General features: G+C 68.0%; 16 protein-coding genes and 2 tRNA genes. 8 read left to right on the top strand and 10 right to left on the bottom strand.

The window, feature by feature from the left end:
- Positions 1-94 precede the first annotated feature (94 nt).
- From valS to ACFOYW_RS05735, 4 genes are read left to right on the top strand one after another with little or no spacing between them, the layout of a single operon-like run.
- On the top strand, positions 95-2,674 hold the full coding sequence (gene valS, locus ACFOYW_RS05750) for a valine--tRNA ligase (RefSeq protein WP_390227818.1): 2,580 nt from the start codon (positions 95-97) through the stop codon (positions 2,672-2,674).
- Positions 2,675-2,715: 41 nt separating this feature from the next.
- Positions 2,716-3,189 (top strand): GNAT family N-acetyltransferase, encoded by a 474-nt coding sequence (locus tag ACFOYW_RS05745; protein WP_390227816.1) that lies wholly within the window; start codon positions 2,716-2,718, stop codon positions 3,187-3,189.
- 31 nt (positions 3,190-3,220) lie between these two features.
- The gene (locus ACFOYW_RS05740; RefSeq protein ID WP_390227815.1) at positions 3,221-3,466 is read left to right on the top strand and encodes a hypothetical protein; all 246 of its coding nucleotides are present in this window, start codon (positions 3,221-3,223) and stop codon (positions 3,464-3,466) included.
- Between the two features lie 35 nt (positions 3,467-3,501).
- Positions 3,502-5,547 (top strand): M3 family metallopeptidase, encoded by a 2,046-nt coding sequence (locus ACFOYW_RS05735; RefSeq protein ID WP_390227814.1) that lies wholly within the window; start codon positions 3,502-3,504, stop codon positions 5,545-5,547.
- A gap of 35 nt (positions 5,548-5,582) precedes the next feature.
- On the opposite strand, the gene clpX is transcribed toward ACFOYW_RS05735, so the two are convergent.
- The 6 genes from clpX to ACFOYW_RS05705 all read right to left on the bottom strand — a co-directional run bounded on the left by clpX (position 5,583) and on the right by ACFOYW_RS05705 (position 10,038).
- Positions 5,583-6,863: an ATP-dependent Clp protease ATP-binding subunit ClpX gene (clpX, locus tag ACFOYW_RS05730; protein ID WP_390227813.1), complete on the bottom strand. Its 1,281-nt coding sequence runs from the start codon at positions 6,861-6,863 to the stop codon at positions 5,583-5,585.
- Positions 6,864-7,000: 137 nt separating this feature from the next.
- Positions 7,001-7,684 (bottom strand): ATP-dependent Clp protease proteolytic subunit, encoded by a 684-nt coding sequence (locus ACFOYW_RS05725; protein WP_390227811.1) that lies wholly within the window; start codon positions 7,682-7,684, stop codon positions 7,001-7,003.
- A gap of 23 nt (positions 7,685-7,707) precedes the next feature.
- Positions 7,708-8,295, bottom strand: a complete 588-nt coding sequence (locus ACFOYW_RS05720; RefSeq protein WP_390227810.1) for an ATP-dependent Clp protease proteolytic subunit — start codon at positions 8,293-8,295, stop codon at positions 7,708-7,710.
- 162 nt (positions 8,296-8,457) lie between these two features.
- Positions 8,458-9,828, bottom strand: coding sequence for a trigger factor (tig, locus tag ACFOYW_RS05715; protein ID WP_390227809.1), 1,371 nt, complete (start codon positions 9,826-9,828; stop codon positions 8,458-8,460).
- 37 nt (positions 9,829-9,865) lie between these two features.
- Positions 9,866-9,940: transfer RNA gene (locus ACFOYW_RS05710), tRNA-Pro, on the bottom strand.
- 27 nt (positions 9,941-9,967) lie between these two features.
- Positions 9,968-10,038: transfer RNA gene (locus tag ACFOYW_RS05705), tRNA-Gly, on the bottom strand.
- A gap of 92 nt (positions 10,039-10,130) precedes the next feature.
- Here ACFOYW_RS05705 and ACFOYW_RS05700 point away from each other — a divergent pair.
- Entirely contained in the window at positions 10,131-10,796 is a 666-nt protein-coding gene (locus ACFOYW_RS05700) for a Pr6Pr family membrane protein (RefSeq protein ID WP_390227808.1), read from the top strand.
- Here the strand turns inward: ACFOYW_RS05700 and ACFOYW_RS05695 are convergent.
- From ACFOYW_RS05695 to ACFOYW_RS05680, 4 genes are all read right to left on the bottom strand, one after another.
- Positions 10,778-12,274, bottom strand: a complete 1,497-nt coding sequence (locus ACFOYW_RS05695; protein ID WP_390227807.1) for an amidohydrolase — start codon at positions 12,272-12,274, stop codon at positions 10,778-10,780. The two genes, ACFOYW_RS05700 and ACFOYW_RS05695, sit on opposite strands and share 19 nt — an antisense overlap.
- A gap of 16 nt (positions 12,275-12,290) precedes the next feature.
- Positions 12,291-13,307 carry an Fpg/Nei family DNA glycosylase gene (locus ACFOYW_RS05690; RefSeq protein ID WP_390227806.1) on the bottom strand — a complete coding sequence of 339 codons (1,017 nt, stop codon included), beginning with the start codon at positions 13,305-13,307 and terminating at the stop codon, positions 12,291-12,293.
- On the bottom strand, positions 13,307-13,795 hold the full coding sequence (locus tag ACFOYW_RS05685; RefSeq protein WP_390227805.1) for a ribose-5-phosphate isomerase: 489 nt from the start codon (positions 13,793-13,795) through the stop codon (positions 13,307-13,309). Before ACFOYW_RS05685 ends, ACFOYW_RS05690 begins: the two co-directional genes overlap by 1 nt.
- A gap of 66 nt (positions 13,796-13,861) precedes the next feature.
- On the bottom strand, positions 13,862-14,464 hold the full coding sequence (locus ACFOYW_RS05680; protein ID WP_390227804.1) for a mycothiol-dependent nitroreductase Rv2466c family protein: 603 nt from the start codon (positions 14,462-14,464) through the stop codon (positions 13,862-13,864).
- A gap of 53 nt (positions 14,465-14,517) precedes the next feature.
- Between ACFOYW_RS05680 and pepN the strand changes: the two genes are divergently transcribed.
- From pepN to ACFOYW_RS05665, 3 genes are all read left to right on the top strand, one after another.
- The gene (pepN, locus tag ACFOYW_RS05675) at positions 14,518-17,079 is read left to right on the top strand and encodes an aminopeptidase N (RefSeq protein WP_390227802.1); all 2,562 of its coding nucleotides are present in this window, start codon (positions 14,518-14,520) and stop codon (positions 17,077-17,079) included.
- Positions 17,080-17,165: 86 nt separating this feature from the next.
- Entirely contained in the window at positions 17,166-18,077 is a 912-nt protein-coding gene (locus ACFOYW_RS05670) for an ABC transporter ATP-binding protein (protein WP_390227801.1), read from the top strand.
- Positions 18,074-18,940 (top strand): ABC transporter permease, encoded by an 867-nt coding sequence (locus ACFOYW_RS05665; RefSeq protein ID WP_390227800.1) that lies wholly within the window; start codon positions 18,074-18,076, stop codon positions 18,938-18,940. Before ACFOYW_RS05670 ends, ACFOYW_RS05665 begins: the two co-directional genes overlap by 4 nt.
- The last annotated feature ends 3 nt before the right edge of the window (positions 18,941-18,943 follow it).

Genomic DNA, 18,943 nt, shown 5'->3' with positions numbered 1-18,943 from the left:
CGGCTCTGCCGGGAACCGCCCGGTAGACTGGGCGCAGAACCCCACACTCAGGCACCCTCTGACGCGGTGCCGCATATAACGAAGAGGCCCCGACATGACAGCGATTCCTGACAAGCCTGCCCTTGAGGGCCTCGAGAACAAGTGGGGCGCGGTCTGGCAGCAGGCCGGAACGTACGCATTCGACGGGAAGTCTGCGCTCGAGGCATCCGATCGTCAGTGCGTCTACGCGATCGACACTCCACCGCCGACGGCGTCCGGCTCGCTGCACATCGGGCACGTCTTCAGCTACACGCACACCGACGTGATCGCGCGCTACCAGCGCATGACGGGCAAGAAGGTGTTCTACCCGATCGGGTGGGACGACAACGGGCTTCCGACCGAGCGCCGCGTGCAGAATTACTACGGCGTGCGCTGTGACCCGTCGCTGCCCTACGTGGCCGACTTCACGCCGCCCTACGAGGGCGGCGACAACAAGTCGAGCAAGGCGTCCGACCAGGTACCGGTGTCGCGGCGTAATTTCATCGAGCTGTGCGAGCGCCTCACTGAAGAGGACGAGAAGCAGTTCGAGGCGCTCTGGCGCATGCTCGGGCTCTCGGTCGACTGGGCACAGACGTACCGCACGATCGGTCCCGAGTCGATCCGCGCCTCACAGCTCGCGTTCTTGAACAACGTCGAGCGCGGCGAGGCCTATCAGGACTGGGCGCCGACCCTCTGGGACGTGACGTTCCGCTCGGCGGTCGCGCAGGCTGAGCTCGAGGACCGCGACCAGCCGGGCGCCTACCATCGGCTCGCGTTCCACGGAGCCGACAGCGACGTCTTCATCGAGACCACCCGGCCCGAGCTGCTCGCCGCCTGCGTGGCGGTCGTCGCGCACCCCGACGACGAGCGGTACAAGCCGCTGTTCGGCACCACCGTGCGCACGCCCGTGTTCGGTGTCGAGGTGCCGGTCGTCGCACACCACCTCGCTCAGCCCGACAAGGGCTCCGGAATCGCGATGGTCTGTACCTTCGGCGACATCACCGACGTGACCTGGTGGCGGGAGCTGCAGCTGCCGACGCGCGCGATCATCGGCTTCGACGGCCGCATCGTCGCGGACGCGCCTGAGGCCATCGTGTCGGCCTCCGGTCGCGACGCCTTCGCGAAGCTCGCGGGCCTCACCATCTTCAGCGCCAAGAAGACGATGGTCGAGCTGCTCGGCGAGTCGGGCGAGCTGATCGGGGATCCCAAGCCGATCCAGCACCCGGTGAAGTTCTACGAGAAGGGCGACCGCCCGCTCGAGATCGTCTCGACGCGTCAGTGGTACGTCAAGAACGGCGGCAAGGACGAGGCTCTGCGCGCGCGCCTGCTCGACGCCGGCCGCGAGCTCGACTGGAACCCGGAGTTCATGCGCGTGCGCTTCGAGAACTGGGTGAACGGCCTCGCGGGCGACTGGCTGATCTCCCGCCAACGATTCTTCGGCGTGCCGCTGCCCGTGTGGTACCGCGTCGACGAGCATGGCGAGACGCAGTTCGATCAGGTGATCTTGCCCACCGCCGAGCAACTTCCCGTGGATCCATCGAGCGACGCCCCCACCGGCTTCGACGAGGCGCAGCGCGGCGTCGCGGGCGGATTCGTCGGCGAGGTCGACATCATGGACACGTGGATGACGTCGTCGCTCACTCCGCAGATCGCCGCCGGGTGGGAGCGCGACCCTGAGTTCTTCGCAGCCCTCTTCCCGTTCGACCTGCGCCCGCAGGGCCAGGACATCATTCGCACCTGGCTGTTCTCGACGCTGCTGCGCTCGGTCCAGCAGCACGATTCGCTGCCGTGGCGCCACACCGCGATCTCCGGCTTCATCGTCGACCCCGACCGCAAGAAGATGTCGAAGTCGAAGGGCAACGTCGTGACGCCCGCCGCGATCCTCGAGCAGCACGGATCCGACGCGACGCGCTACTGGGCGGCCTCCAGCCGGCTCGGTGCCGACGCGGCGTTCGACCCTGCAAACCCGACGCAGATCAAGATCGGGCGCCGCCTCTCGATCAAGGTGCTCAACGCGGCGAAGTTCGTGCTCGGCTTCGCGTCGAGCCCTGAGGCAACGGTCACGGAGGCACTCGACAACGCGATGCTGCGCAGTCTCGCGCAGGTCGTCCGCGACGCGACGGCCGCCCTCGACTCATACGACCACGCACGCGCGCTCGAGGTCACCGAGACGTTCTTCTGGACCTTCTGCGACGACTACCTCGAGCTCGTGAAAGAGCGTGCGCACGGCGCGGCGGAGGACGCGGGTCACGAATCCGCTGTCGCCGCCCTGCGTCTCGCCCTCAGCGTCATGCTGCGCCTGTTCGCGCCGTTCATCCCGTTCGCGACCGAGGAGACGTGGAGCTGGTTCAACGCCGGCTCCGTGCATGTCGCGGCGTGGCCTGTCGTCGACGAGCTTGGTGTCACGGAAGAAGGGCCCGCTGTGCTGCGTGCGGCCAGCGCCGCCCTGGTCGGCATCCGACGCCTCAAGACCGACGCGAAGGTCTCGCAGAAGACGCCGATCCGCTCTGTCACCCTGACGGGGACCGATGAGCAGTTGGCCGCGCTTCGCCTCGCCGAGGCCGACCTCAAGGCGGTCGGACGGATCGAGCGCATTTCCTTCGCAGCCGGGACCGAGATCTCCGCCGTCGACGGCGAGCTCGGAGATCTCGCCTGATCAGCACAAATCACGCTAGTCTCGGCAATTGGAGGGGTGCCATGACCATCGCAATCCGTGAACCCAGGGACAGTGATTTCTTCCCTTGGCTCAGCCTGTACGAGGCGTACACCGCGGCCCGCGGTGCGGCCCTGACCGAGCAGAAGGCCCTGCTCCTGTGGACCTGGCTTTCCGACCCGGCGCACGTCGAATCCGCGCTCATCGCGGTCGATGACGAGGGCGAGGTGCTCGGTCTCGCGCACTTCCACACCTTCCCGCGCCCGCTCGAGGGCGACAGCGGGACCTTCGTGGACGCGCTGTACGTGGGCGCCGAGGTGCGCGACGAGACCGTCGGCACGAGGCTGTTCGACGCCATCCGCGACTACGCGACCGGGCACGGCGCCGGGGTGCTGCGCTGGACGAAGGGGCACGACGAACAGCTCCCGGCCGCGCTGACCAACGCCGGTGCTGAGGCGAGCTCGCCTGAGGTCCATGAGCTGCAGCTCACCGCGCAGCGCGTCGCGCAACCCGCGTGATGAGCCGATCTCTGATGCACTGCGTTCTCTGATGAGACTCGGCACGCGCTGGCCCGTGGGGTCGGCGGTCCCACCGTCGCTACCCGGCGTGGTGCGCAGCGCGATCAAGGCCGTCGAAGAAGAGCTCGCCGCCGACGGTGTCGACGCCGATACGTGGCGCTGGACCCTCACCTGGCTCGAGGGCGCGCCCGTGGTCGAACTCGACGACGGCACGGTCATCCGATACAGCACGCAGTCCGACACCGCGACCGTCACCTCCGCCGAGTTCGGCGAGTAGCGGGCGCGTAGCGCCGGCGTCGATAGGGTGGCGTCATGACGGATGCCTTGAACCCGCTTCTCGCAGCCAGCACGCTCGACTACCGGCTGCCGCCGTTCGCTCAGATCACCGACGAGCACTATGAGCCCGCGTTCGATGCAGCGTTCGCGGAGCAGCTCGCTGAGATCGACGCCATCACTGACGACGAGGCCGAGCCGACGTTCGAGAACACGCTCATCCCGCTCGAGCGCTCGGGTCAGCTGCTGCGCCGCGTGAGCTACGTGTTCTACAACAAGTCGTCCGCCGACTCGACTGAGGCCACCAACGAGCTCGATGAGCGCCTGGCCCCGCGTCTGGCCGCTCACGAGGACGCGATCAGGCTCAACGCCGCCCTCTACGCGCGGCTTCGAGCGGTGCAGGACTCCCTGCCCGACCGCGATGATCTCGACGCCGAGTCGCGCTACCTCGTCGAGCGCTACGTCACCGACTTCACGCTCGCGGGAGCCGGTGTCGACGACGCGGCGAAGGAGAGGCTCTCCGCGCTGAACCAGCGGATCTCGGGGCTACAGGCGCGGTTCGAGAAGCAGCTGCTCGCGGACACCAACGATCTGGCCGTCGTGTTCGACGACCCGGCCGAGCTCGAGGGGCTCGGCGACGGTGAGATCTCCGCCGCAGCGGAGGCCGCGAAGGCACGTGGTCTTGAGGGAAAGTGGCTCGTCAGCCTCGTGCTTCCGACGGGACATCCGTGGCTCTCCGCGCTCGCCCGGCCCGAGGTGCGCGACCGCATCATGACGGCGTCGCGCGCGCGCGGCGCACGCGGCGGCGCCTACGACAATCGCGAGCTCGTGCTGCAGCTCGCCCGTCTCCGCGCCGAGCGCGCCGAACTGCTCGGATTCTCGAGCCACGCGGACTACGTCACCGCGGGCCAGACGGCCGGCAGCGCGGCGAACGTCGCCGACATGCTGGGCAGGCTCGCGCCGGCCGCCGCCCGTAATGCGCGTCGTGAGCACGAAGCACTCGAGAGGCTCGCCGGAACCACCGTCGACGCCGCGGACTGGTCGCACTGGACCGAGAAGGTGCGCGCCGCCGAATACGACGTCGACACGGCCGAGCTGCGTCCCTACTTCGAGGCCGAGCAGGTGCTGCAGCACGGTGTCTTCTTCGCCGCAACGCAGCTGTACGGAATCACCTTCGCCGAGCGCACCGAGCTTGTGGGCTACCACCCCGATGTGCGTGTCTTCGAGGTGACCGACGCCGACGGATCGCCGCTCGGCCTGTTCCTCTACGACCTCTACACCCGCGACTCGAAGCGCGGCGGTGCGTGGATGAACAGCCTCGTCGATGCCTCCGAACTGCTCGGCGAGCCGACCACCATCGTCGTCAACAACCACAACGTGCCGAAGCCCGCCGCCGGCGAGCCGACGCTCCTCACTTTCGATGAGGTGCATACGCTCTTCCACGAGTTCGGCCATGCGCTGCACGGCCTGTTCGGGCACGCCGTGTACCCGCGCTTCGCCGGCACGAGCGTGCACCGCGACTTCGTCGAGTTCCCGTCGCAGGTCAACGAGATGTGGATGCTGTGGCCCGAGGTGCTCGCGAACTACGCGAAGCACTACCAGACCGGCGCGCCGATCCCTCAGGACGTGGTCGATCGCATCGTTGCGTCCGAGACCTTCAACGAGGGCTTCGCCACGAGCGAGTATCTCGGTGCCGCCCTCCTCGACCAGGCGTGGCACGTGCTGACGGCCGCGGAGGCCCAGGCCGTCGCTGACACGACGGCGTTCGAGGCATCCGCTCTCGCCGCTGTCGGGCTCGACTTCCCGCCCGTGCCGCCGCGGTACCAGAGCTCGTACTTCGCTCACACCTTCTCGGGCGGCTACGACGCGCAGTACTACTCCTATATCTGGAGCGAGGTGCTCGACGCCGACACGGTCGACTGGTTCACGGAGAATGGCGGCCTGACCCGCGAGAACGGTGACCGCTTCCGCTCGCGCCTGCTCGGTGTCGGCGGCACGAAGGACCCGATCGAGGCCTACGTCGACTTCCGCGGCCGTCGTGCGAACCTCGAGCCGCTGCTGAAGCGCCGGGGGCTGCTCGACTGAGCCTCAGGCTCAGCCAACAGCCGGGGAGCCTGCCGTCAGGCGGACTTCTCTTCGCGGCGCGATGAGCGGTGAGGGACGATCGTCGGAGCCGCGTTCGACTCGACCGACTCGCGCGTGATGACGACGCGGGCGACCTCGTCGGTCGACGGCACCTCGAACATCACCGGGCCGAGCACCTCTTCCATGATGGCTCGCAGGCCGCGCGCGCCGGTCTGGCGCAGCACCGCGAGCTCGGCGATCGCCTCGAGGGCGCCCTGCTCGAAGTCGAGCTCGACACCGTCGAGCTCGAACATGCGCTGGTACTGACGGACGAGCGCGTTCTTCGGCTCGGTGAGGATCTGCATCAGAGCCTGACGGTCGAGCGGCGTCACGGTCGTGACGACCGGGAGCCGACCGATGAACTCGGGGATCAGGCCGAACTTGTGCAGATCTTCGGGCAGGACCTCGCTGAACAGGTTGAGGTCGTCGCCCTTCGAGTGCAGCGGGGCCCCGAACCCGATGCCCTTCTTCCCGGCACGTGCCGAAATGATGTCTTCGAGCCCCGCGAAGGCCCCGGCCACGATGAACAGCACGTTGGTCGTGTCGATCTGGATGAATTCCTGGTGGGGATGCTTACGACCGCCCTGCGGCGGCACCGACGCAACCGTGCCCTCGAGGATCTTCAGCAACGCCTGCTGCACGCCCTCGCCCGACACGTCGCGGGTGATCGACGGGTTCTCGGCCTTACGGGCGATCTTGTCTACCTCGTCGATGTAGATGATGCCGGTCTCGGCTCGCTTGACGTCGTAGTCGGCGGCCTGGATCAGCTTCAGCAGAATGTTCTCGACGTCTTCGCCGACGTAGCCCGCCTCGGTCAGCGCCGTGGCGTCGGCGACCGCGAACGGTACGTTGAGCCGGCGGGCGAGAGTCTGCGCCAGATACGTCTTGCCGCAGCCGGTCGGGCCGATCAGCAGGATGTTCGACTTCGCGATCTCGACCTCGTCGGCCTTGACGTCGGCCGGCCCGATGACGTTGCGCGCACGCACCCGCTTGTAGTGGTTGTACACCGCGACCGCCAGCGCCCGCTTCGCAGCGTCTTGGCCGATCACGTACTCCTCGAGGAAGGAGTAGATCTCTTTCGGCTTCGGCAGCTCGAACTCGCCCTGACCGCCCGCCTCGGCGTCGGCCATGCGCTCTTCGATGATCTCGTTGCACAGCTCGACGCACTCGTCGCAGATGTAGACCCCGGGGCCCGCAATGAGCTGCACCACCTGCTTCTGGCTCTTTCCGCAGAATGAGCACTTGAGCAGGTCGGCGCTCTCTCCGATGCGTGCCATGCGCAATCTCCTCAGTAAGTCCAGCCTGCGTCGGCGTCTGGCGGGCTGCCTGGTGTCGAGCCTAACCCGAGGGGCCGACATCGGCGGGTATCTGCCGATGTCGGCCCCTCGTGTTGTCGTCGGCCTGGTCTGGGACGCTACTTGGCGAGCGCCGCCGGCAGGGTCTTGCGGCTGGTGAGCACCTGGTCGATCAGGCCGTACTCCTGCGCTTCGACGCCCGACAGGATCTTGTCGCGGTCGATGTCGCGGTTGACCTCTTCCACCGTCTTGTTGGAGTGCTTGGCGAGCGTCTCCTCCAGCCAGGTGCGCATGCGCAGGATCTCGGCCGCCTGGATCTCGATGTCCGAGGCCTGACCGTGGCCGGCCTCGCCGATCGCCGGCTGGTGAATGAGAATGCGCGCGTTCGGCAGCGCAAGCCGCTTCCCGGGCGTCCCCGCCGCGGTCAGCACGGCCGCGGCCGATGCCGCCTGGCCGAGAACCACGGTCTGGATCTGCGGGCGGATGTACTGCATGGTGTCGTAGATCGCCGTCATGGCCGTGAACGAGCCACCGGGCGAGTTGATGTACATCACGATGTCGCGGTCAGGGTCCTGGCTCTCGAGCACCAGCAGCTGCGCCATGATGTCGTCGGCGCTCGCGTCGTCCACCTGGACGCCCAGGAAGATGATCCGGTCCTCGAAGAGCTTCGCGTACGGGTCCTGGCGCTTGTAGCCGTAGGCCGTGCGCTCCTCGAAGCTCGGCAGGATGTAGCGCGAGCTCGGCGCCTGCAGGCTCCGGCCGCCCGCCATGAAAGTGGCGCCAGAATTATATGTTTCAGCCATCAGTTCCTCGTTCTCGCTCTCGCCTACTGCTGCTCGGTGCCGCCGCCGCCCGAGACGTCGCTCGCGCTGTCGCGGATGTGGTCGACGAACCCGTACGCCAACGCCTCCTGGGCGTTGAACCAGTGGTCGCGGTCGCCGTCTTCGCTGACCTGCTCGACGGTCTTTCCCGTCGCCTCGGCCGTGATCTCGAACAGGCGCTTCTTCATGTCTGAGATGAGCATCGCCTGCGTCTGGATGTCGCTCGAGGTGCCGCCGAAGCCGCCGTGCGGCTGGTGCAGCAGGACACGCGCGTTCGGGGTGATGTAGCGCTTGCCCTTCGTGCCTGCGGTGAGCAGCAACTGGCCCATCGAGGCGGCCATGCCGATGCCGACCGTGACGATGTCGTTGGGCACGAACTGCATCGTGTCGTAGATCGCCATGCCTGCGGTGATCGAGCCGCCGGGCGAGTTGATGTAGAGGTAGATGTCCTTCTTGGGGTCCTCGGCGGCCAAGAGCAGGAGCTTCGCCGCGATCTCATTCGCGTTGTCGTCTCGCACCTCTTCGCCCAGCCAGACGATCCGGTCCCTCAGCAGTCGATCGAAAACACTGGGAGTCAGTGTCGGTTCGGCCATGTGTGACGCTCCGTTTCCGTGGGGTAACTGCATCGAATCTATCGGGGGGTTGCGCGAGCAACGGGGACTGTTCGCCCACGGCGCATGCGGCGCAGAACCGAGCCGCGGAGACGACGGATGCCGGGGCCAATGGCACCCGGCATCCGTCTCGCTCTCTGTCGCCTACTCGGCGGCTGCGGGCTCTTCCTCGGCCACAGCCGCACCGTCTGCGGGCTCGCCGTCGGCCTGCAGGATGACCTCGGAGTCGTCGCTCGCGTCTTCGACGGCGGTGAACTCGGAGAGGTCGACAGCGTTGCCGTCGGAGTCCTTCACCACGGCCTTGCCCAGCGCGATCGCGATCGCCTTGTTGCGCGCGACCTCGCCGACCATCTGCGGGATCTGGCCGTTCTCAGACAGGATCTTCACGAACTCGTTCGGGTCCATGCTGTACTGGGCCGCCGCCTGCACGAGGTAGCTGGTGAGCTCGTTCTGGCTGACGCTGACCTTCTCGGCCTCGGCGATCTCGTCGAACAGGATCTGCGTGCGCAGCGCCTTCTCGCTCGCCTCGCCGACCTCGGCGCGGTGCACGTCGTCCTCGAGGCGGTTCTCGGCCTCGAGGTGACGGTGGACCTCGTCGTCGATGACGGACTGCGGTACCGGGATCTCGACCTTCTCGAGCAGGGCGTCGACGAACTTGCCGCGCGCCTCGCTGCCCTGCGCGAACGTCTTCGAGCGGGCAGCCTCGGTCTTGAGACCCTCGCGTAGTTCGGCGATCGTGTCGTACTCGCTCGAGATCTGGGCGAAGTCGTCGTCCGCCTCGGGCAGCTCGCGCTCCTTGACGGCGTTCAGGGTGACCGTGATCTCGGCCTCTTCGCCCTCGTGGTCGCCGCCGAGCAGCTTCGACGCGAAGGTGGTCGTCTCGCCGGCGGTCAGGCTGTCGAGTGCCTCGTCGAGACCGTCGATCAGGTCGCCCGAGCCGAGCTCGTAGGAGATGTTGTCGGCGGAGTCGACCTCGTCGTCGCCGATCTTCGCGACGAGGGTGATCTGCGCGAAGTCGCCCGTGGTCGCCGGGCGGTCGACCGTGACGAGCGTGCCGAAGCGCCCGCGCAGGCGCTCGAGCTCCTCCTCGACGTCGGCGTCGGTCACCGCGGACGACTCGACGGTGATCTCGACGCCGTCGTAGTCGGGAACCTCGATCTCGGGGCGCACGTCGACCTCGAAGGTCACGACGAGCTCACCGTCGAAGGTCTTCACATCGGGAAGCGTCACTACGTCGGCCTCAGGCCGGCCGAGCGGGCGCACCTTGGTCTCGGTGACCGCGTCGCGGTAGGCGCCCTCGAGCGCGTCGTTGACCGCGTGCTCCAACACAGCGCCCTTGCCGACCCGGGTGTCGATGATGGCCGGCGGAACCTTGCCCTTGCGGAAGCCGGGGATGGTGACATCGGCGGCGATGTGCTCGTAGGCGTGGTCAATGGCGGGCTTGAGTTGCTCGGGCGTCACCGTGGCGGTGAGCTTGACGCGAGTCGGGCTCAGCTGTTCGACCGTGGTAGTCACTAGGTGGTTCTCCTGTTGGTTTTCTTGGACGTTCCGGTCGGGGCGACAGGATTCGAACCTGCGACCTCCCGCCCCCAAAGCGGGCGCTCTAGCCAAGCTGAGCTACGCCCCGGACGCATGCGATCCGCACGGTACCGCGAGGGGGCGACGGGAATCGAACCCGCGTAATCAGTTTGGAAGACTGAGGCTCTACCATTGAGCTACGCCCCCGAAGGGTGGTGTTCACCGCCAAACTGACGGCCGCACCAGCATACGGCATGGCCCTGGCTGGTTCCGGTCGCGTGCCGGGTTACGCTCCCCACGTGAAATATGCCGTCGCAGCGTTGCGACTCGCCGTCAGCGCCCTGATGCTCGTCGCGATGACCCGCTCGTTCGTTCATGACGCGACGCATGGTGTCGATGTCTGGCCGTGGGACTGGTTCGGCTACTTCACGAATCAGAACAACCTTGCGGCCGGGTTCATGCTGACCGTCGCCGCCGTCGGGCTCATGACCGGCCGCCGCTTCCGCTGGCTCGATTACGTGCGCGGCGCCGTGACGACGTACATCGTGATCGTCGGCGGCGTGTTCTGGACCCTGCTCGCGCCCGTCACTGTCGTGGCGATCCCCTGGACCAACGACGTGATGCACGCCGTGATGCCGGCGTACTGCCTGCTCGACTGGCTGCTCGTGGGCGATCGCGAGCCGCTGGCGTTCTCGAAGCTGTGGGTGATCTTCCCGTACGCCGTCGTGTGGCTCGGCGTGACCCTCGTGCGCGGCGCGACCGATGGCTGGGTGCCGTACCCCTTCATGGACCCGAAGACCGGCTACGCGAGCGTCGCGATGTACTGCGGCGCGATCGTCGTCATCGCGACGGTCTTCGCGCTGGCGTTCTGGGGCGCGAGCCGCTGGCGCGGGGCCGTGCTGCGGCAAGCGGTACGGCGCGACCGGCCGGCGCCCGTCATGCACTCTCAGCGGATCGCGTCGTAGGTGAAGCGACCCGCCAGCACCGTCGCGGCGACCGGCTGGGCACGCAGCGCGCCCGCGTCGGCGTCGCGCGGATCGCTCGCGAGCACGGCGAGGTCGGCCGGCTGGCCCGGCAGGATGCTCGAGCGAACGGATGCCCGGACCGCCTGTCCAAGGCTGATGGCCTGCTCGGCGTGCCACGGCGGCGCGTCGTCCGCCTGCCGGAACACCGCCGCGGAGATGGCCTGCCATGGGTCGAGCGGCGCGACCGGAGCGTCCGATCCGAAGGCGAGCCTGGCACCCGCGTCGAGCAGCGAGCGGAAGGCGTAGGCGCGTCCCGCGCGGTCGCCCCAGTAGCGCGCGACGATGTCCTGGTCGTCGATCGCGTGCCGGGGCTGCACACTCGCCGTCACGCCCAGGGCCGCGAAGCGCGGAAAGTCCTCACGTCGTAGCAGCTGCGCGTGCTCGATCGATCCCCGCGCACCGGTCGCGGCGAAGGCATCGAGCGCATGCGAGTTGGCCGCGTCGCCGATCGCGTGCACGGCCGCGCTGAGCCCCATGCGGCGGGCGGTGCGCAACAGCGCGACGAGGTCGCTCGGTGGCACGGTGAGCCGGCCGCGCGGCTCATCCCCCACGACCCCGTCGTACGGCGCGAACATCGCGGCCGTACGCGTGCCGAGCGAACCGTCGGTGATGACCTTGAGCGGCCCGACCCTGAGACGGCCTGAGTCGTCGAGCGTCTGGCCTGTCGACCAGCCCGCGGCGATCGCCGCGTCCAGATGCTCCGGGTAGAACCCTGCGTCGACCTGCAGTTCATCGAACCCGCTCGCGAACCGGCGCAGCCACAACTCGGGCGTCAGCGCCATCTCGAAATCGACGATGCCGACCACGCCACGCGCCGCAGCCGCGAGTGCCGCGTCGTGCGCCCACTCGTCGGCGGTCGCGTCCGACACCTCATCGAGCGCCGCCTCGACCGCGAATGCATCGGCCTCGCGCAGCACGCCGCTCGGGTGGTCATGAAAGCCGTGCGCCTTGAGCGCGGCCGAGTTGAGCCACACCGTGTGCAGATCCGCGCTCAGCGCGACGACCCGGCGTTCGGGGCCCGCTGCCGACGCGCCGCTCCCCGCCTCTCCGATCGTGCCGTCGACCGCGTCGTCGAGCAGCGCGAAGTGCGGCCGATCGGCCCAGAGCGCGTCACGGAACCCGACGCCGATCACGTCGCCGTCCGGGTGCCGCGCGGCGTGCTCGCCCAGCAGCCGTGCCGCCTCATCCGCCGACGCGGCGGAGTCGAGGCGCACCCGCCGCGACGACAGTGCCCACTGCGTGAAGTGCGTGTGCTGGTCCCAGAGACCCGGAACGAGCACGTGGCCGTCGAGCTCGATGTGCTCGCCGCTCGCTCGCAGCTCACCCGCGGGTGTGACCGCGGTGATCCGGGTATCCGTCACAGTCACGTCGACCACACGCCCGTCGAGCAGTCGCGCGCCGCTGAAGGTGAAGCTCACGTGACCGCTCTCCTCGTCAGGCTTGGCAGCTCGGGCACCAGTAGAGCTTGCGGTTCGCCAGGTCCTGCATGGCGATCGCGGTGCCGCACACGCGACACGGCTCGCCCGTGCGGTGGTAAACCCAGTGCCGATCGTCGCGTCGCGCCATCGCCTTCCGATAGGCCTCGGGCGACAGACCGTCCATCGTCATCATCTGGCCCGTGCGCACGCCGATGTCGAGCAGGTGCGCCCAGTCGCGCCACAGCGCTCGCGCCACGTCCTCCGGCACCTTCTTACCCGGCGTGAACGGGTTGAGGCGCGCGCGGTACAGCAATTCGGCGCGGTACACGTTGCCGATGCCGCTGACCACCGACTGGTCCATCAGCAGCTGTGCGATCGGCTGATTCGACTTGCGGATGCCCGTGACGACGCGCTCCTCGCCGGCGTCGGTGTCATCGTTGAGCGGGTCGGGGCCGAGCCGATCGATGACCTGCTGCACCTCGAACGCGCTGATCGCCTCGCATGCGGTCGGGCCGCGCAGGTCGGCGCAGGCGGCGTCCGTCAGAATGCGCACGCGCACCTGCCCGACAGGCGGGGGCGGGAAGTCGAAGTCGGGAGAGTCGTTCTCCTTCTCCGACTCGGCCATGTGCAGACGTGCCTTGCGCGGGGCACCGATCGAGCGCACGGAGTCCTCGCCGGCCGAGTCGTCGACGTAGTCCCGGTCGGTCTCGAGCGGGTCCGCTTCCTCGATCGTTCCGCGCTGATTCGTCTGACCCATGCGGCCGCCCGCCGACCGGATCGTCGCATCCGTCGTGATCTCCCCCGCGAAATCCCACGCGCCGTACAGCCCGAGGTGCACCCGCAGCCACAGCCCGTTGTCGAACTGGAGGAACATCTGCTTGCCGACGGCGGTCGCCCGTTTCATCGTCGCGCCGTCCAGCATCTTCGCACCGGCGGCGAAGCGCCCCTGCGGGCTGGTCACGGTCACCCGGTGCCCGACGAAGTTGCGGGCGAACTGGCGGGCGATCCGGTGAACGGAGTGCCCCTCGGGCATTAGTGGTCGACGCCCTTGCCCGCGATGTCCCCGGTGCGCTCGTATTCCGCGAGCTGAGCGATGCGGCGCACGTGTCGCTCCTCGAAGGTGAACGGCTCGGCGATGAACAGATCGATGAAGCGGAGCGCGTCGGCCTCGTCGTGCTGACGCGCGCCGATCGCGATCACGTTGGCGTCGTTGTGCTGGCGGGCGAGCAGCGCGGTCGAGTCGTTCCAGACCAGCGCGGCACGGATGCCTTTCACCTTGTTCGCTGCGATCTGCTCGCCGTTCCCCGAGCCGCCGAAGACGACTCCGAGCGCGTCCACGCCTTCCGCCTGGTCTTTCGCGACCGCCTGCGCCGCGTTGATGCAGAAGGCAGGGTAGTCGTCGAGCGCGTCGTACTCGACCGGGCCATGGTCGAAAACCTCGTGTCCCTGCTCGAGCAGATGCGCTTGAATCCGCTGGCTGAGCTCGAGTCCGGCGTGATCGGTGGCGATGTGGATGCGCATGGTCTCAGCCTAGAACCGCGGCCGCTCGAGACCGCGACCCGCGGCCCCACTCACGCCGGTCGGACCTCAGTCGAACTGCGGCTCCCTCGTGCGGGTGCGCTTCAACTCGAAGAACCCGTCGTACGACGCCGCGGCGACGATGCCGTCCCAGAGCACGAGCGCCTTCTCGCCTCGCGGCGTCGGCGAGATCACCGGACCGAAGAACGCGCTGCCGTTCACCGCGATGACCGGGGTGCCGACCTCCTGCCCGACCCGGTCGATGCCGTCGTTGTGGCTTGCTCGCAGCTGCGCGTCGTACTCGTCGCTGTCGGCGTAGCGCGCGTAGTCGGCGGGAAGACCGACCTCCGCGAGCGCCGCCGCGATCACCTCGTCGGCGTCCTTCGAGCCGCCGGGGTGGATACGGGTGCCAAGCGCGTCGTAGAGCGGCTTGACCTTCGATTGCCCTTCGAGCTCGCCGACAGCGGTGACCAGGCGCGCGTAGCGCAGCAGCCGGGGGAAGTTCGCGCGGTAGCTCTCCGGAACGTCCTTGTCCTCGTTGAGGATCGCAAGACTCATGATGTGCCACGTGACCTCGAGGTCGCGTGCCGTGCTCACCTCGTCGACCCAGCGGGACGTCATCCACGCCCAGGGGCACGAGGGATCGAACCAGAAATCGACGGCAGTAGTCATGGTTCTGTTCTAGTCGCGTCGGGTGTCGGTCGTTGTTCTCTAGGCTGGATTACATGCCCGGAGAGAACCTCACTCGAATCGAGGCCGCCGAACGCAAGGCGACCGTCCAGCCCCATGAATACGCGGTCAAGCTCGACCTCACCACCGGACCCGAGCTGTTCCGCAGCGAGACCCGTCTGACGTTCTCCGCGACACCGGGTGCGTCGACGTTCATCGACTTCATCACGAAGGTCGTGCACTCGGTCACGCTCAACGGCGTCGCCCTCGATGTCGCATCCGTCAACGACGGAGTTCGCATTCAGCTGCCCGATCTCAAAGACGAGAACACGCTCGTGGTCGTGGCCGACGCGATGTACACGAACACCGGCGAGGGCCTGCACCGTTTCGTCGACCCGGTCGACGGCGAGGTCTACCTGTACTCGCAGTTCGAGGTGCCCGACTCGCGGCGGGTGTTCGCAGTGTTCGAGCAGCCCGACCTCAAGGCGACGTATCAGTTCACCGTGACGACCCCGTCGGACTGGATCGTCATCAGCAACTCCCCCACGCCCGAGCCGATCTTCTCCGGCCCGATCGACGGCGAGTCGCTGAAGGACTCGGTGACGTGGGTCTTCGACCCCACTCCTCTTCTCTCGTCGTACATCACCGCCATCATCGCGGGCCCGTACCAGGGCGAGACGAGCGAGCTCACGAGCGCCGACGGGCGCACGATCCCCCTCGGCGTCTACGCCCGCAAATCCCTCGTGCCGTTCCTCGACGCGGACTACATCTTCGAGAAGACGAAGCAGGGCTTCGCGTTCTACGAGGACAGGTTCGGCTACCCGTACCCGTTCGCGAAGTATGACCAGGTGTTCGTGCCCGAGTTCAACGCGGGCGCGATGGAGAACGCCGGCGCCGTGACGCACACCGAGGCGTACGTGTTCCGCTCGAAGGTCGCGGATGCCCAGCGGGAGCGGCGCGTCGTCACGATCCTGCATGAGCTCGCGCACATGTGGTTCGGCGACCTCGTCACCATGAAGTGGTGGAACGACCTCTGGTTGAACGAGTCGTTCGCCGAGTACGCGTCGACGCTCGCGACCGCCGAGGCCACCGAGTGGACCGAGGCGTGGGCGACGTTCGCGTCGACCGAGAAGTCGTGGGCCTACAACCAGGACCAGCTGCCGTCCACGCATCCGATCGTCGCCGCCATCCGCGACCTCGAGGACGTGCAGGTCAACTTCGACGGCATCACCTACGCGAAGGGTGCGTCGGTGCTCAAGCAGCTCGTCGCGTGGGTCGGGCAGGACGACTTCCTCACGGGCGTGCACAACTATTTCGAGAAGCACGCGCATTCGAACACCGAGCTGCGCGACCTGCTCGTCGAGCTCGAGGCGACGAGCGGCCGCGATCTGTCCGACTGGTCGCAGAAGTGGCTGGAGACGGCGGGCGTCAACACCCTCCGCCCCGAGATCGCGACGGATGCGTCGGGCACGATCACCTCGTTCCAGGTGGTGCAGACCGCCGCACCCGACTACCCCACGATCCGCCCGCACCGCCTGGCGATCGGGTTCTACTCGCACGTCGGTGACAAGCTCACGCGCACGCACCGCGTGGAGCTCGACGTCGATGGCGAGCGCACCGAGGTCGCCGAGCTCGTCGGCCTCGCACAGCCAGACCTCGTCCTGCTCAACGACGATGACCTCGCCTACGCGAAGATCCGGCTCGATGAGCGGTCCCTCCAGACTGCGATCGGCTACCTCGGCCGCCTCGACAGCGAGCTCGCCCGATCGGTGGTCTGGGGCGCCGTGTGGGACGCGACGCGCGACGCCGAGGCGCGCGCGAGCGACTTCGTGCAGCTCGTGCTGAACAACGTCGGTGCCGAGACAGGCTCGACGACCATGCGTACGGCGCTGAACCAGCTCGTGCTGTCCGTCGGCGCGTACGTCGCGCCGACGCGCCAGCAGTCGGAGACCATCGCCGCCGCAGACGGCGTGTGGACGCTCGCGCAGTCGGCGCCCGCGGGCAGTGACGCGCAGTTCCAGTTCGTCAAGGTGTTCGCGCAGCTCGCGAGCACGGAGGAGCAGCTGGCGACGATCGCCGGGCTGCGCGACGGCTCGATTCGGCTCGAGGGCCTGGAGGTGGACACCGACCTGCGATGGGAGCTGCTGCAGTCCCTCATCGTGGGCGGTAAGGCCGGCGGCGCCGACATCGAAGCGGCGCTTGCGGAGGACAACACGGCGAGCGGAAACCAGTCGGCCGCACATGCACGAGCCGCGCTGCCGACGGCCGAGGGCAAGGCCGCGGCGTGGGCATCCGTGGTCGAGCAGGAGGGCGCGCCGAACCTGATCGTGCGCGCCACCGGCGTCGGGTTCCAGCGAGCACACGACAAGGCCCTGCTGACACCGTTCATCGGCCGATACTTCGACAGCCTTCGCGCCATCTGGGATTCCCGCAGCTACGCCATCGCCGCGGGACTCATCAACGGCCTGTTCCCGTTCGCCCTCGCGAACCAGGAACTCGCCGACGCGACACGCACCTGGCTCGAGGCGAACCCCGAGCCCGCCGCTCTGCGCCGGCTCATCGTCGAGAACCTGGCCCGCGTGGAACGCGCCCTCGAGGTGCAGTCGGCCGATTCGTGAGTAGTACCTGAGCACTACGCGTACGCGCCGTGAAGCGGCCCCCGAGACGGATCCCGCCGGGGGCCGTTTTCCGTACCGTTGACCTCATGATCGAAATCCAGCACCTCAGTAAGAGGTACGGTCCCAAGCTTGCGGTGGACGACATCTCGTTCGTCGCCCGACCCGGCATCGTCACCGGGTTCCTCGGCCCGAACGGCGCCGGCAAGTCGACCACCATGCGCATGATCATGGGGCTCGACCGGCCGACGTCGGGCAGCGTCACCGTGAACGGCGCGCCGTACGCGTCGTTCCACGACCCGCTGCGCCAGGTCGGTGCCCTCCTCGAGGCGAAGGCGGTCCACACCGGCCGCAGCGCCTTCAACCACCTTCTCGCGCTCGCCGCGACGCACAGCATTCCGAAGTCGCGGGTCGACGAGGTGATTCACATGACCGGCCTCGAGTCGGTCGCGAAGAAGCGCGTCGGCGGCTTCTCGCTCGGCATGGGCCAACGGCTCGGCATCGCGGTGGCGCTGCTCGGGGACCCGCAGACTCTGATCCTCGACGAGCCCGTCAACGGTCTCGACCCGGAGGGCGTGCTCTGGGTGCGGCAGCTCACCCGCTACCTCGCCTCGCAGGGCCGAACGGTATTCCTTTCGAGCCACCTCATGAGCGAGATGGCGCAGACCGCCGACCATGTCGTCGTCCTCGGGCGCGGCAAGGTCCTCGCCGACTCGCCGATCACCGACATCATCTCGGGCGCGAGCGGCCGACGAGTCACGGTGCGCACGCCAACCCCCGACCTGCTCATCGGCGCCATCGCCAGCACCGACGTCGCAGTGCAGCAGGCCCCTGACGGCGCCCTCTCGGTCACCGGCATCAACGCCGAGGCCATCGGCGAGGCGGCGGCCCACGCCGGAGTCGTGCTGCATGAGCTCACGCCCGTGACGGCCAGCCTCGAGCAGGCCTATCTCGAACTCACCCAGGACGACGTCGAATACCACTCGGAGGTGGAAGCATGACCACGGCAACCGCTCCGGCACAGAGCCCGAGCCCGACCAGCACCAACGTGCACCTGTCAGCCCTGGGCCTGCTGCGGTCCGAATGGATCAAGCTCCGCACCGTGCGCTCGACGATCTGGTGCTACGCGCTCATCATCCTGCTCACGATCGGCATCGGCGTGCTCGTCTCGTCGCTCGCGACTCTGCCGACAGCAACGACCACAGGCGACGCGGCGCGCAGCCTCACGGTGACCGCCGCCACCGGCGGCATCAATCTGGCTGTGCTCATCGTGTCGATCCTCGGCACTCTGATCATCACGGGCGAATACGCGACCGGCATGATCCGCTCGACCTTCACCGCCGATCCACGTCGACTCGGCGCGATCGTGGCGAAGATGGTCATCCTCGCGGTGACCGCATTCATCACGAGCGGCATCGCCATCTGGCTGAACGCACTCATCGTGTGGCCGATCCTGCATCACCGCGGCGTCGACGTGCAGCTCGGCGACCCGAGCGTCTTCATGCCGCTCTTGGGCGGCTCGGTGTTCGTGACGCTCATCAGCCTCCTCGCCTTCGGCTTCGGCCTCATCCTGCGCAGCACGGCGGGAGGCCTCGCGACCGTGCTCGGCCTGCTGCTGGTGGCGCCGATCATCCTTGGCATCCTCACCGGCCTCACGCATGCGGACTGGGTCGGCGATCTCAGGGCGATCTTCCCCGACAGCGCGGGTGGCCAGCTGGTCAGCTACGCAACCCCGGGCAGCAAGACCGGCATCGTCAACGGCATTCTGACCCTCAACGGCTGGCTCGGGTTCTGGGTCATGCTCGGCTGGGACGCCGTGGTGCTCACCGTCGCGAGCGTGCTCGTCAAGCGCCGGGACGCGTGACGA

The organism is Gryllotalpicola reticulitermitis, assembly GCF_042651345.1.
Taxonomy (GTDB): Bacteria; Actinomycetota; Actinomycetes; order Actinomycetales; family Microbacteriaceae; genus Gryllotalpicola; species Gryllotalpicola reticulitermitis.
Note: the sequence above shows the minus strand (reverse complement) of the source record. Positions and strands in the feature narration are given on the sequence as shown.

What these genes read in the sequence shown, in the direction of transcription:
- valS (WP_390227818.1), top strand. Translation starts at nt 95, where the DNA reads ATGACAGCGATTCCTGACAAGCCTGCCCTTGAGGGCCTCGAGAACAAG.
- ACFOYW_RS05745 (WP_390227816.1), top strand. Translation starts at nt 2,716, where the DNA reads ATGACCATCGCAATCCGTGAACCCAGGGACAGTGATTTCTTCCCTTGG.
- ACFOYW_RS05740 (WP_390227815.1), top strand. Translation starts at nt 3,221, where the DNA reads ATGAGACTCGGCACGCGCTGGCCCGTGGGGTCGGCGGTCCCACCGTCG.
- ACFOYW_RS05735 (WP_390227814.1), top strand. Translation starts at nt 3,502, where the DNA reads ATGACGGATGCCTTGAACCCGCTTCTCGCAGCCAGCACGCTCGACTAC.
- clpX (WP_390227813.1), bottom strand. Translation starts at nt 6,863, where the DNA reads ATGGCACGCATCGGAGAGAGCGCCGACCTGCTCAAGTGCTCATTCTGC.
- ACFOYW_RS05725 (WP_390227811.1), bottom strand. Translation starts at nt 7,684, where the DNA reads ATGGCTGAAACATATAATTCTGGCGCCACTTTCATGGCGGGCGGCCGG.
- ACFOYW_RS05720 (WP_390227810.1), bottom strand. Translation starts at nt 8,295, where the DNA reads ATGGCCGAACCGACACTGACTCCCAGTGTTTTCGATCGACTGCTGAGG.
- ACFOYW_RS05690 (WP_390227806.1), bottom strand. Translation starts at nt 13,307, where the DNA reads ATGCCCGAGGGGCACTCCGTTCACCGGATCGCCCGCCAGTTCGCCCGC.
- ACFOYW_RS05685 (WP_390227805.1), bottom strand. Translation starts at nt 13,795, where the DNA reads ATGCGCATCCACATCGCCACCGATCACGCCGGACTCGAGCTCAGCCAG.
- ACFOYW_RS05680 (WP_390227804.1), bottom strand. Translation starts at nt 14,464, where the DNA reads ATGACTACTGCCGTCGATTTCTGGTTCGATCCCTCGTGCCCCTGGGCG.
- pepN (WP_390227802.1), top strand. Translation starts at nt 14,518, where the DNA reads ATGCCCGGAGAGAACCTCACTCGAATCGAGGCCGCCGAACGCAAGGCG.
- ACFOYW_RS05670 (WP_390227801.1), top strand. Translation starts at nt 17,166, where the DNA reads ATGATCGAAATCCAGCACCTCAGTAAGAGGTACGGTCCCAAGCTTGCG.
- ACFOYW_RS05665 (WP_390227800.1), top strand. Translation starts at nt 18,074, where the DNA reads ATGACCACGGCAACCGCTCCGGCACAGAGCCCGAGCCCGACCAGCACC.